10 protein-coding genes are annotated in these 12,875 nt (G+C 68.6%); 3 read left to right on the top strand and 7 right to left on the bottom strand.

The window, feature by feature from the left end:
• Positions 1 to 559: 559 nt before the first annotated feature.
• The 3 genes from ACXJKH_RS06640 to ACXJKH_RS06630 all read right to left on the bottom strand — a co-directional run bounded on the left by ACXJKH_RS06640 (position 560) and on the right by ACXJKH_RS06630 (position 3,341).
• The gene (locus tag ACXJKH_RS06640) at positions 560 to 1,387 is read right to left on the bottom strand and encodes a S1 family peptidase (protein ID WP_457318817.1); all 828 of its coding nucleotides are present in this window, start codon (positions 1,385 to 1,387) and stop codon (positions 560 to 562) included.
• 311 nt (positions 1,388 to 1,698) lie between these two features.
• Positions 1,699 to 2,430: an orotidine-5'-phosphate decarboxylase gene (pyrF, locus tag ACXJKH_RS06635; RefSeq protein WP_457318815.1), complete on the bottom strand. Its 732-nt coding sequence runs from the start codon at positions 2,428 to 2,430 to the stop codon at positions 1,699 to 1,701.
• Complete coding sequence (locus tag ACXJKH_RS06630; RefSeq protein ID WP_457318813.1) at positions 2,427 to 3,341, bottom strand: 5'-nucleotidase, lipoprotein e(P4) family; 915 nt, start codon at positions 3,339 to 3,341, stop codon at positions 2,427 to 2,429. The genes pyrF and ACXJKH_RS06630 overlap by 4 nt, the downstream gene beginning before the upstream one ends.
• Before the next feature lie 111 nt (positions 3,342 to 3,452).
• Here ACXJKH_RS06630 and ACXJKH_RS06625 point away from each other — a divergent pair, with 111 nt between their 5' ends.
• Positions 3,453 to 4,124 carry a YceH family protein gene (locus tag ACXJKH_RS06625; protein WP_457318811.1) on the top strand — a complete coding sequence of 224 codons (672 nt, stop codon included), beginning with the start codon at positions 3,453 to 3,455 and terminating at the stop codon, positions 4,122 to 4,124.
• Between the two features lie 295 nt (positions 4,125 to 4,419).
• On the opposite strand, the gene ACXJKH_RS06620 is transcribed toward ACXJKH_RS06625, so the two are convergent.
• Together ACXJKH_RS06620 and ACXJKH_RS06615 are read right to left on the bottom strand one after the other, a co-directional pair.
• Positions 4,420 to 4,953: a GNAT family N-acetyltransferase gene (locus ACXJKH_RS06620; RefSeq protein WP_256776646.1), complete on the bottom strand. Its 534-nt coding sequence runs from the start codon at positions 4,951 to 4,953 to the stop codon at positions 4,420 to 4,422.
• A gap of 155 nt (positions 4,954 to 5,108) precedes the next feature.
• Entirely contained in the window at positions 5,109 to 7,085 is a 1,977-nt protein-coding gene (locus ACXJKH_RS06615; protein WP_457318808.1) for a UvrD-helicase domain-containing protein, read from the bottom strand.
• Between the two features lie 111 nt (positions 7,086 to 7,196).
• Here ACXJKH_RS06615 and ACXJKH_RS06610 point away from each other — a divergent pair, with 111 nt between their 5' ends.
• Positions 7,197 to 7,919 (top strand): hypothetical protein, encoded by a 723-nt coding sequence (locus ACXJKH_RS06610; RefSeq protein WP_457318806.1) that lies wholly within the window; start codon positions 7,197 to 7,199, stop codon positions 7,917 to 7,919.
• A 45-nt stretch (positions 7,920 to 7,964) separates the two neighbouring features.
• Positions 7,965 to 8,585 carry a thymidine kinase gene (locus ACXJKH_RS06605; RefSeq protein WP_457318804.1) on the top strand — a complete coding sequence of 207 codons (621 nt, stop codon included), beginning with the start codon at positions 7,965 to 7,967 and terminating at the stop codon, positions 8,583 to 8,585.
• A gap of 193 nt (positions 8,586 to 8,778) precedes the next feature.
• Here the strand turns inward: ACXJKH_RS06605 and ACXJKH_RS06600 are convergent, their stop codons facing one another.
• Together ACXJKH_RS06600 and ACXJKH_RS06595 are read right to left on the bottom strand one after the other, a co-directional pair.
• Entirely contained in the window at positions 8,779 to 10,380 is a 1,602-nt protein-coding gene (locus tag ACXJKH_RS06600; RefSeq protein ID WP_457318802.1) for a glucan biosynthesis protein, read from the bottom strand.
• Positions 10,381 to 10,475: 95 nt separating this feature from the next.
• On the bottom strand, positions 10,476 to 12,875 hold a 2,400-nt coding region (locus tag ACXJKH_RS06595), incomplete at its 5' end, for a protein kinase domain-containing protein (RefSeq protein ID WP_457318800.1).

Here is a 12,875-nt window from a genome sequence, read left to right as displayed (position 1 = left end):
GCGCCCATGCCCTTGGAGGCGAAATAAAGGGGGAGGGGGCGGCCGCAGGCCGACGCCGGAGGACATTCGCCGGAAAGGGCATGGGMGCCCAGCGCCCGACCCACCGACCAGCGACRGAAAAGCCTGGCKTCCACCTMCGCACCGCAMGCCGAGCCCCGTAGCGGSCGGTAGGYYCYTGGGCAAAATMAAGGAGGAGGCCRCCACGCGGCCGGGGGACATTTGCGCCAGGGACCTACCGGCCGCTACGGGCCCTCCCGCTCGCGGTAGCCCAGAACGAAGACACCAACCGATCCGACGTCGCCGGGGCACTGTCCGTCCATGCGCGTAGCGTCGTGCTCACTCTGCGACGGCGCTTGCAGCAATTCGCTCGGCTCAGATGGGAAAAGAACAAAAAAAAGAGGCCACGCCGGTATCGGCAGGGACCTCTTCAAACCGGCGCAAACCGGAGGACAATGGTGTGGCACATTTCCGGCAAGCCGGATGGCGGCGATCCTACGCCGCCATCCGAGTTAAGGCAACACCTCATCATGATCGACGTAAGTGGCTGTTTTTATTGATTTCAGTAACGTGTCCAAGTGGCGGTGATGAAATCGCGGATATAGCCTGCCGATAGTCGCGCATACACCCCGGGGTAGCCGGCCTGGGCACACCCCTGGCCCCAGCTGACCACCCCCAGCACCGTCCATTGCTTGCGCCGCTGCACCAGCAATGGACCACCGGAGTCGCCCTGGCAGCTGTCGATACCCTCCTTGCCGGCGCAGATCACCGCGCCGGGCTCCAGGCTGCGGTAGGCCTGTTGGCAGGTCTTGAAGGGCACGAACGGGGTCTGCACCGTCTGCAGCACTGTGGGCGCGCCCTCCGGGCCCTCCAGCCCGGTGTCGCCCCACCCGATCACGCTGAAGTCGCGACCGGTTTTGAGGTAACCGGCATCGCTGCCCTCCAGCAGCGTGGCTGGCACCGCCCCGTCTATCGGCTTGCGCAACTGGATGAGCGCCACGTCATTGACCAGGGTGTTGGCGTTGAAGGCCGGGTGCACGTGGATCGCACGGATGTTGGACGTGCGTTTGCGCACGGTGGTGTCCAGCACGGTGGCCCCGGCGAGCGCGGCATAGCCGGCTGGCTTGGCGCCCTGCACGCAATGGGCGGCGGTGAGCACCCAGGAAGGCGAGATCAGCGTAGCGCCGCACCAGTGGCGGCTATGGTCCGAATCGCCGAAGTCCAGCCGTTGCAGGCTGACCATGAAGGGATACTGGCCAGGGGACGCATCCTCCCCGCCGATGATCACTGGCCGCAAGAGCTCGCCGTTGGGCGGCGCGGGAGCCGCCTGCGCGGCCAGGGAGAGTCCGAGGACACCGGCCGCCAGAGCCAGTCGGGTAAACACATGCATGCAGCACCTCCATTGCAAGGATGGGATCGCGCCGGGCAACGTCGTGCCGGCAGGATGGATTCCATCGCAGAAGGGGCGGGGCGAACTGCGGCGCGCGGCGCTGTTGGCGGGCGACGCGGGGTTTCCCGAGGCACAAGCGCGGCGATTGCGACGGGCGCCGCTCACGTTTTCAGGTCATGCCGACGTCGAGCGCTGGGCCAATGTCGCCCGTCGACTGGGGCGTGACCCTATCCACCCCTACGTTCTTCGCTCGATTGGTAATGGGCTGCCGGTCACGCCGCACGCCGATCCGGCGTGCGGCGGAGGGTGCTTCAGGCCTGGCGCGCGCGCCAGGCGGTGGCGATTTCCTGCTGGATCGCCTCGGCGGCGGCGCGCGGATCGTTTGCCAGGCGTATCGGCCGCCCGACCACGATCGCATCGGCGCCGTCGGCGAAGGCCTGGGCCACGCCCACGGTGCGCTTCTGGTCATCGCCGCCCGGGCCATCGGGGCGGATGCCCGGGCACACGATCGAGAAACCGGCGCCGGTGGCGGCGCGGATCGGCCCCGCTTCCTGGCCGGAGGCGATCACCCCGTCGATGCCGGCAGCCTGTGCGGCCAGCGCGCGCTCGACCACGACCTCGACCGGTTCACGGTCGATGCCCATCTGGGCCAGGTCGCTACGGCCCATCGAGGTCAGCACGGTCACCGCCAGCAGGCGCATCTCGCTGCCGTTGGCGGCGGCGCACGCCTCCATCATGGCCGGATGCCAACCGTGGATGGTGGCGTAGCTGACCGGCCACTGCGACAGGCGCTTGATCACCGCCGCGGCGGTGGCCGGGATGTCGAAGAACTTCAGGTCGACGAACACCCGCTTGTTGCGCGCGGCCAGGGTCTCCAGCACGTCGAAGTACTCGCCCGAGGCGAGCAGCTCCATGCCGATCTTGTAGAACCCGACCGTCTCCCCCAGCCGGTCCACCCACGCCAGCGCCTCGTCGCGGCCCGGCACGTCGAGCGCGAAGATCAGGCGCTCCTCGTCACGCAGCGGCAGCGGGGCGCGGCTCACGGCGCGTAATCCAGCGCGGCGCGCTTGGCGTCGTGGCGGGCCTGGCGCGACTGCGAATAATCGTTGTTGAACTGCGCCGGCTCGAAGCCGCCGTAGGTCGGGTTGGGCAGCATCCACCAGCGCTCGCCAAACCAGTCGTGGTACTGCTGCAGCAGCACATCGCGCCCTTCATTGGTGTTGGCGGTGACTTCGACGAAGTCGCCCAGTTGGTCGCCGAACTGCATCAGCACGCGGTATTGCTGGCCGGCCAGGCGGCGGCGGCAGTTCTTCTCGCTGCCGGCCTGCTCGCAGTCCTTCACCACCGTGCCCAGGCCGAGGAACACGCTGTCATCGGCGACCGGCAGGCCTTCGGCACGCAGGTTGGCCAGAGTGGCCTCCTTGAGGTGCACGGCGCGGTTGGAGATGTACAGCAGGGTCACGCCCTTGGCATTGGCGGCCTTGGCGAAATCGACCACGCCGGGAATCGCCCTGGCCTTCTTCTCGGCCACCCACTGGTCCCAGCTGAGTTCATCGTATTCCTTGCCATCGCGCACCAGGCGCGCCTGGTAGGGCGAGTTGTCCAGCACGGTCTCGTCCACGTCCAGCACCACGGCCGGCTTGAGGCCCTTGGCGGCGTTGCCGCGTTCCTCCGGTACCAGCGCATCCCAGTTGGCTTCCTTCAGCGCCTTGTCCAGGTGGTCGGCGGCGGCACGGTAGGTCTGCTCGGTGATCGCCCGGTATTCCTGCGCGCGCTGCATCCACAGCACGGCGTTGAGGTTGTCGTTGGCCGCGACGGCGGCATCGCCGGCGGCGGCCGGGGCGCTGGCGGGCGGCGGGGCAGCTTCGGCCGGGGCTTCGGTGCGCTTGCAGGCACTGAGCGCCATCACGGCGCAGGCAAGCACGGACAGGGAAACAGCAGCAGTACGACGCATCGGGGTCACCAGCAACAAAGTCGCGCCAGTTTACCGGCTTGTCCGGCGGCAATCATGTGCGGTGCGGGCCTCGGCTATGCTGCACGCCCCTGAAACACCGCCGAGCGCCCCATGACCGATGACCCCCAGACCCCCGCCCTGCCCGTGCTGAGCGCGGCCCAGGCCCGCGCCCTGGGCTGCCTGATCGAGAAGGAGGCGACCACGCCGGACGCCTACCCGCTGACGGTCAACGCCGCCCAGGTGGCCGCCAACCAGAAGACCGCACGCGAGCCGGTGATGGCCTTGTCGGCCGGCGATGTGCACCACGCGCTGCGCCAGCTGGAAACGCTTGGCCTGGCGCGCCAGCAGTTCTCCTCGCGCGCCGAGCGCTACGAGCATCGCGCCGGTGCCGCGCTGGACCTGACCCGCCAGCAGTTGGCGATCGTGGGCCTGTTGCTGCTGCGCGGCCCGCAGACGGTGAACGAGCTGCTGACCCGCAGCGAGCGCCTGTTCGCGTTCCAGGATGCCGAGGAACTGCGCCACCACATCGAACGCATGATCCAGCGCGGCCTGGCCGTGCTGTTGCCGCGCGCCAGCGGCCAACGCGAAGACCGCTACATGCACCTTCTCGGTGGACCGGTGGATGGGCAGGCGCTGGCCGAGCAGTACAAGTCGGCAGCGTCCAGCGGCGGCAGTGCCGTCGCGGGCAACCCGGCGCTGGAAGCGCGCGTGCAACAGCTGGAAGCCACCGTGGCCGAGCTGCAGGAACAGCTGGCCGACCTGCGCGCGCAGTTGGGGGGGTAAAAGGCAGCCGAGCATGGCTCGGCTCTACCCATGGCCGACCGATGGTAGCGCCGAGCCATGCTCGGCTCCGCGGCAACAGGCACCGCAGCCCTACCGATGGTAGAGCCGAGCCATGCTCGGCTACGCGGTATCAGGCACCGCGACCCTGCCGGTGGTAGCGCCGAGCCATGCTCGGCTGCGAGGTAACAGGCACCGCGACCCTGCCGATGGCAGAGCCGAGCCATGCTCGGCTGCACGGCAACAGGCACCGCGACCCTGCCGATGGTAGAGCCGAGCCATGCTCGGCTGCGCGGTATCAAGGGGCCGGCGCACCCGGCGTGGCGAACAGCAGCACGACGTCCCCGCCGTGCGGCGGCGGCAACAGCAGGTCACCGCGGTCTTCCATGCCCAGCTTGCGCAGCAACGCGGCCGAGCGCAGGTTGTCCGGCGAGACGATGCCGTACAGGTCCGCATGGCCCAGCACATCGCGTGCGTAGTGCATCACCCCGCGCGCGGCTTCGAACGCGTAGCCGTTGCCTTCGTACTCGGACAGCAACGCGTAGCCGATGTCCGGCGCCGGCAGTCCATCGCGGCGCACCAACCCGGCATTGCCCAGCCAGGCCCCGTCGCTGCGACGGATGATCGCGTACATGCCAAACCCGTTGAGCGTGTAACTGCCGAGCACACGCTCGGCGGTGTAGTCGCGCGCCTGGGCCAGGGTGCGCACACCACGGTCGGCGATGTTGCGGATGAAGCCCGGCGCGTTGAGCAGGGCCAGCATGTCGGCCGCATCGTGGTCGGGATCGATCAGGCGCAGGTGCAGGCGGTCGGTCTGGATCAGGGCGGACATGCGGATCACTGCAGAGGACGATGCCCCGATTGTGCAGTGCGCGCCGCGAACACGGTAGAGCCGACCGTTGGTCGGCTGCTCTTCGACCGGACATAGTGCAGCCGACGCGCCTCGGAACGGCAGCCGACCAACGGTCGGCTCTACCGTGTGTTGGGTCAGTCGAACAATGCCTGGATCGCGGCCAACCCCGCACTCGCGCGCTCTTTCTTGCGCGCGGCGTCGGCGACGGGATCGGCGCCGTCGCGCTGCATTTCCTCGGCCGGAATCTCGTCGAAGAAACGACTGGGCTTGAGCCGCACGTGCTCGCCGAACTTGCGGGTGAGCTTGCTGTAACTCATCCACAGCTGCACCTTGGCGCGGGTGATGCCCACGTACAGCAGGCGGCGTTCTTCCTGCAGGTTGCCTTCATCCAGGCTGACCTGGTGCGGCAGCACGCCGTCCTCACAGCCGATGATGAACACGTACGGGAATTCCAGGCCCTTGGAGGCGTGCATGGTCATCATCCGCACCTGGTTGCCGCCATCGTCCTTGTCGTTGCGCGACAGCAACGCCAGCTGCGCGGCCAGGTCGGCGGTGGTGGCGCCGCGTGGGCCGCCTTCAAACCACTGCGCCAGTTCTTCCAGGTTGCCCAGGCGACGCTGGTAGACCGACTCTTCCTTGCATGCGCTGCGCAGCTCGGAGACCAGCCCCGATTCCTTCACCAGTTTGCGCACCAGGTCGCCGGAACTGAGCTTGGGCATCTCCGCACGCAGGTCGCGCAGGATGTCGGTGAAGCGGCTCAGTCCATTGGCCGCACGTGGCGGCAGCTGCGACAACGCACCGATCGCTTCGGCGGCATGGGCCATCGGCAGCTCTTTTTCAGACGCCAGCTCGGCCAGCTTGGCCAGCGTGCCGGCGCCGACTTCGCGCTTGGGCGACTGGACCGCGCGCATGAACGCCGTATCGTCGTCGGGGTTCACCAGCAGGCGCAGCCAGGACAGCGTGTCCTTCACTTCCTGGCGTTCCAGGAACGCGGTGCCGCCGGTGATGTGGTACGGCGCGCGCACCAGCTGCAGGGCCTTTTCCAGCGGCCGCGACTGGAAATTGCCGCGGAACAGGATGCAGAAATCGCTCCACGGAATCTTCTTGGAGGTGGCCAGGAACGAGATCTCCGCCGCCACCTTTTCTGCCTCGTGTTCGCTGTTTCGGCATTCCCACACGCGGATGCGCTCGCCGTCGGCCTGGTCGCTCCACAGCTTCTTCAGGTGTTCGTGCGGGTTGTTGGCGATCAGCGCATTGGCCGCGCGCAGCACACGGTTGGAGCAGCGGTAGTTCTGCTCCAGCTTGATGATTTCAAGCGCCGGGTAATCGCGCGCCATCTGCTGCAGGTTTTCCGGGTTGGCGCCACGCCAGGCGTAGATCGACTGATCGTCGTCGCCCACGCAGGTGAAGTTGCCCTTGCTGCCGGCCAGCTGCTTGAGCAGCCGGTACTGCGCATCGTTGGTGTCCTGGCATTCGTCGACCAACAGGTAGCCGATGCGCTCGCGCCAGGCCACCGCGATCTCCGGGTTTTCTTCCAGCACCTGCACGGGCAGGCSGATCAGGTCGTCGAAGTCGACCGCGTTGAAGGCGGTCAGGCGCAGCTGGTAGCGCTCGTAGACGCTGGCCGCTTCCTTCTCACGGTTGCTGCGCGCCGCGGCCATCGCCTGCTCTGGCGAGAGGCCGGCATTCTTGGCGCGCGAGATCAGGTTTTTCACGTCCTCGATGTCGTCCGGCTTGGCGCCGTACATCAGGTCCTTGACCTGCGAGGTGGCATCGTCCGCATCGAAAATCGAGAAGCCGCGCTTGAGCCCCACCGCCGCGTGTTCGATCTGCAGGAACTTCAGTCCGAGGGCATGGAAGGTGCAGATGGTGACATCCTCGGCATCCCCGCCGTGCAGCCGCTTGGCCACGCGCTCGCGCATTTCCTTGGCGGACTTGTTGGTGAAGGTGATCGCCGCGATCCGCCGCGCCGGGTAGCGCTTGGTGGCGATCAGCTGGGCGATTTTCTCCACGATCACGCGCGTCTTGCCGCTGCCGGCGCCCGCGAGCACCAGCAGGGGACCTTCGCAGTGCAGCACTGCCGCGCGTTGGGGGGGGTTGAGACCGTGCATGCCATCTCCGTGGGAGGGGCATTGTACCGGGCCGCCCGGCTAGCCGATCCGGTTGACGCCGACCCGGGCAGCCGGTATTGAGGACGTCTGTCGAGCGCAGGGAGGTGGCACGTGATCGGGCGTCTTACGGATCGACGGTTGTGGGTGGTGGTCGCGGCCATGGCCGTCTCGCCGGTGCTGGCACAGCCCCAGGTGGCCGACCTGCGCGCGCGGGAAGTACTGGGCAGTCCGGCCTTCCTGGCCAACCACCCGGACATGCGCTACCGCCAACTGGGTCACCAGGCACAGGTGGAGGGGCGGATGGGCGAGGCGCGCAGCCACTTCCAGGCCGCTGCGCGGTACGCCGACAAACTCTCGCAGGCCGCCCTGGCCGAAATGTGGTGGACCGGCCAGGGCGGCGCGCTCGACCGGGCCATGGGGTATGCATGGATGGATCTGGCCGCCGAACGCGGCACGCCGTTCCTGCTGGCCCAGCGCGAGCGTTACTGGGCCGCGCTGGATCCGGCCGAACGCCAGCGTGCGGTCAGCGAGGGGCGGACGCTGTATGCCGAGTTCGGCGACCCCGCCGCCCAGCCGCGCCTGGAGCGCGAGCTGCGCAGCGGGCTGCGCACGGTCACCGGCAGCCGCACCGGCGCCGTGACGGCCAAGATGGACATGTTCGTCCGCGACAAGCGTGGTGCGCGCGTGGTGGACCCGGACACGTTCTACCAGGACGGGTACTGGCAACCGACGCGGTACTGGCAATGGAAGGCGGAGGAACTGGCCCAGGCCGGGCGTGGCAACGGTACGGTCGATGTCGGTGCGCCTACGACCGTGCCCGGCCCGGCCGACTGATCGGCCGATAGCCTGTCCAGGCCACGGAGCGGATAAAATCCCCGCATGGCCAAGCTCTATTTCTATTATTCGGCGATGAACGCCGGCAAGACCACGACCCTGCTGCAGTCGGCGCACAACTACCACGAGCGGGGCATGCGCGTGGCCATCCTGACCCCCCGCCTGGACGACCGTGCCGGGCGTGGCGTGGTGGCCTCGCGGATCGGGCTGAAGGCCGATGGCGTGGCCTTCGACCGCGACACCGACCTGCAGTGGCTCATCGCCCAAGACCTGGAGGCCCACGGCAAGCTCGGCTGCGTGCTGGTGGATGAAGCCCAGTTCCTGACCCGCAGCCAGGTCTGGCAGCTCAGTGAAGTGGTCGACCAGCTGCGCATCCCGGTGCTCTGCTACGGGCTGCGTACCGATTTCCGCGGCGAGCTGTTCGAAGGCAGCCAGTACCTGCTGGCCTGGGCCGACGAGATGCAGGAGATCAAGACGATCTGCCACAGCGGCAAGAAGGCCACCATGACCGTGCGCGTGGACGAGCACGGCCACGCCGTGCAGGACGGCCCGCAGGTGGAGATCGGCGGCAATGAGCGCTATGTGTCGGTCAGCCGCGCCGAGTTCAAGAAGATCACCCGCGGTGAAGGAAAAATCGACCCGGCGCAGGCCAAGCTGCCGATCTGATCGTCACCCGGCCGTAGCGCCGCGCCATGCTCGACGTGCCAGGCAGCGTGTGGCGGATCGTCACCCGGCCGTAGCGCCGAGCCGTGCTCGGCGTGCCAGGCAGCGCGTGGCGGTGATTGCTGCGCCGAGAGCAGCCGAGCATGGCTCGGCTCTACCCTCCCCCCATGGAGCGGCGTGCGGTGCCGGGGGCCGATCAATACAACGTGCGTTCCGGCGCGCCCTTCGGCGGCGGGCTGTACTGGTACAGCCAGGTTTCGGTCAGGGTCTTGCCGCCGCTGCGCAGGTACAGGCGGATGTCGATCTGGTCGGTGGAATCGTCCGGCGGGACCAGGTCGAACATGGCGCGGTAGCCCTTGATCTCGCGCAGCGGACGCGCCGAGACGATCTCCACGCGGCCACGGCTGGCCTGGACCACCGCTTCGACCTCGCCCTTGTCGATCAGCGCGGCCAGTTCGCCACCTTCGAAATCGACCGCGAAGCGCCACGAGAAGTACGCGCGCTTCTTGCCGATCACCCCGCCCAGGCCGGTGCGGCTGGCCACGCAGTGGGCCAGCGGCGGGTGCGCGGGCGGTTCGGCGCCCCAGTACAGGCGGTAGCCAAGCAGCAGCTCCTGGCCGGGCTGCGGTTTGGCCTCGGGATTCCAGAACGCCACGATGTTGTCGAAGGTTTCATCGACGGTGGGGATCTCGACCAGCTGCACCGAGCCCTTGCCCCACTGCCCCTTCGGCTCCACCCACAGGCACGGGCGCTTCTCGTAGAAGACGCCGTCGTCCTGGTAATGGTCGAAGTTGCGGTCACGCTGGAGCAGACCGAAGCCACGCGGGTTGTTGTCCACGAACATGTTGAAGCGCAGGTTGTGCGGGTTGCACAGCGGACGCCAGATCCACTCGCCGCCGCCGGTCCACATCGACAGGCCGTCGGTATCGTGGATTTCCGGGCGCCAGTCCCAGTCCATGCGGCGATCGTTCTCGCCGACCTGGTACATGCTGGTGCACGGGGCGATGCCGAGCCGCTCGATCGCCTTGCGCGGGTACAGCGCGCAGTCGATGTCCATCAGCAGCACATCGCCGTTGGTGATCGCGAAGCGGTAGGCGCCGGCCACGCTGGGCGAATCCAGCAGCGCATACACCACCAGGGTGTTGGAGTCTGCCGCCGGCTGTTCCAGGTAGTAGGCGATGAAGTCCGGGAATTCCTCCGGCTTGCCCATCCCGGTGTCAATCGCCAGGCCACGTGCGGACTGGCCGTACTGGCCTTCCTTGCCGACCGCACGGAAGTAGCTGGCGCCCAGGAACGCGGCGAAGTCGCGGTCGGTGTCCTGGCGGGTGTTGAGGCGGAAGCCGGCAAAGCCGAGGTCGGCCGGCAGGTGGCTGCCCGTCAATCCGCTCTTGCCGTAATTGAACGCCGCCGGATCGTAGGCCAGCTCCTGCGCGGTGCCATCGACCACGTCATACATGCGCACCGGCGAATGGAAGTACAGGCCCAGGTGGAAGAACTTGGCCTGGTACTTGCCGGGCTTGTCGGCCCACAAGGCGTGGTCCTGGCGATAGCTGATCGACTGGTACTGGTCCCAGTCCAGCGCCTCCAGCGGCCCGGGCAGGGTGCGCTTGTGGCTCTGGTAGGCGGCCTGCGACAGCGCGCGCGCCTGGCCCTTGAGGGTGGCGAAATCGAACGGCTGCGGCTGGCCGAGCCGGCGCAGCCCGAGCTGGTTGCCCTGTGCGGCACAGGCCGGCAACGCGGGGAAGCCGATCGCGGCCAGGGCCAGGGAGGCATTGCGGATGAAGTCGCGACGTTGCATGCAGGCAGCGCTGGCAGGAAAGGGCCGGCCATCATAGGCAGAGGAACGTTAATTCGCCGAGGTGGTCGCGGCGTGACGTTCAGCAAACCCGCCGCTCACCGCAGCGACGCCAGCGCCGGCGCAGCGCAGGCCCGGAGGGCCTGGTCGATACCGCGCAGCACGGCGCCGCCCTGCGGACGTTGCGCCTGCACCTCGGTCTGTAGCTGCAGCAGGGCCTCGCGGCCGCGCCACGGCGCCTGCGTGCAGTGCAGCGCGGCCAGGGTGGTGCGTGCCTGCCAGCGCAGTTCGATGCTGGCCGGATCGGGCGCGGTGCCACCGGCTACCTGCTGCAGCGCGCGCCGCGCTTCCACGTCCTGGCCCATGCGGACCAGGTTGCGGCCCCAGGCCAACTGCAGCGCCTGCTGCTGGGTGGCCGCTTCCGGCCCGCCCTGCGCGCTGCGCCGCATCAGCTGCGCCAACTGCTCACCGGCCTGGTGCGGGTCGCCGTAGGCGCTGGTGACCTCGGCCATGAGCCGGTCGGCGCGCTGCACCGAAGGCGCATGGTCGCCGCGCTGCGCAGCCTGCCACTGGCGGCCCTCGTGCAATGCCGCGAGCGCGGCCTGCCAGCGCCCGGCCTGCGCCAGCGCGGTGCCATAGTCGTACAGACCCTGCGGCAACAGGCCAATGCAGTCCGGTTGGCGCCAGATGGCCACGGCACGCTCGAAGTCGGCGACCGCTTCGCTGCTGTCGCCGCGCTCCAGCGCAAGACGGCCCAGCGCATGCCAGCTCAAGCCGGTGTCGCGGTGCTGCTCGCCCAAGGCGCGGCGGGTCAGCGCATGCACCTGGTGCAGCAGCGCGGTGGACTGCTGCAGATCGCCGCGCTGCATTGCCAGCACCCCACGCAGGCGCCGGATCGACAGCGTCTCGGGATGGTCCGGACCATACAGGCTGACCGCGTCGGCCCAGGCGATGTGCAGGTTCTGCTCGGCCGCGTCCAGGTTGCCCTGCACGGCGAGCGTCTCGCCGAGATGCCGACGCAGTGCGATCAACTGCGGCAGGCGCTCGCCGGCCCGCGCCTGCAGCAGCTGCAGGGCCTGCTGGTAGCCGGCCAATGCCGCCTGCGGGCGGCCGTCGTCGCTGTCCAGGGCAGCCAGATCGGCCAGGCTGTCGGCCGTGCCGGGAAGGTCGTGCAGGACCTCGCGACGCAGCGCCAGCGCCTGTTCAAAGCCTGCGCGCGCCGGGGCACGGTAGCCCAGCAGCTGCTGGCACCGGCCGAGCTGGGTGTGGTACTCGGCCACCTGGCTGGGCAGCGCCGTGCGCTGCTCGGCGGCCAGTGCCTGCATCGGGGTCATGTGGGTGACGCATTCGCGCGAGCGTCCCAGCATGCGCAGCGCCCGCCCGCGCTGGGTCACCGCTTCCAGTTGCAGCGGCGGCGGCACGTCGTCGACCTGTTGCAGCAGCGCGCGTTGGCGGTCCAGGGTCTGCAGCGCCAGCTGGTAATCGCCCATGCCGATCCGCAGCCGCCCGATCACCCCTTCCAGGTCGGCCAGCGACAGCGGCTGGTCGGCCAGTTCGGCCTCGCCCCGCTGCTGCCCGGTCGCCAGCAGCTGGCGCACGTCGAAGCTGCCATGGCGCACGCTGGCGGCACGGTCGAACAGGCTCACGGTGAAATCCTGCATGGCCTGTGCGCGGACGATCTCGCGCCGCGCCTGCTGCATCTGCCACAGCGCTACGCCCGCCAGGCCGAGCAGCGCCAGCGCGCATGACGCGCCCAGCGCCACGCCCCAGCGATGCCGGCCCAGGTACTTGTGCAGGCGGTAGAGGGTGCGCTGCGGCCGCGCGTGGATCGGTCGGCCTTCCAGAAAGCGTCGCAGGTCCTGCGCCAGCGCTTCCACCGAGGCATAGCGCTGTGCCGGTGCCTTCTGCAGCGCCTTGAGCAGGACGGTGTCCAGATCACCGCGCAGGCGCCGGGCCAGTCGCCGTGCCGCCGTCGTGGGCGGTGCATCGGCGCTGCCGCGCAGCACCACGGCCGAGGCCCGCGGCGCATCCACCTCCAGAATCGAGCGCTCCCATTCGGCATCGCTCTGTCGACGCAGCCGGTAGGGTTTGCGCCCGGTGATCACCTCGTACAACACAACACCGAGCGAATACACATCGGTGAGCGTGGTCATCGGTTCACCGCGCACCTGCTCGGGCGCGGCGTAGTGCAGGGTGAAGGCCCGCGCGTCGGTCAGCGGATGCTGCGCGGGGTCACGCCCGTCTTGATCATCAAGCAGCTTGGCGATGCCGAAATCGAGCAGTTTCACTTCGCCCTCGGCGGTGACCAGGATGTTGGAAGGCTTCAGGTCGCGGTGCACGATCAGGTTGGCGTGGGCGTGGCTGACCACCTCGCAGACCTGCAGCATCAACGGCAGGCGACGCTCCAGCGGCAGTTGCAGGCGCTGGCAGTAGTCAGTGATCGGTTCGCCTTCGACGTAGGCCAACGCCAGGTAGGGCTGGCCCTGCAGGTCCACGCC

The organism is Stenotrophomonas sp. P5_B8, from assembly GCF_054049855.1.
The sequence above is the reverse complement of the archived record's forward strand: the minus strand, read 5'-3'. Positions and strand labels throughout refer to the sequence as shown.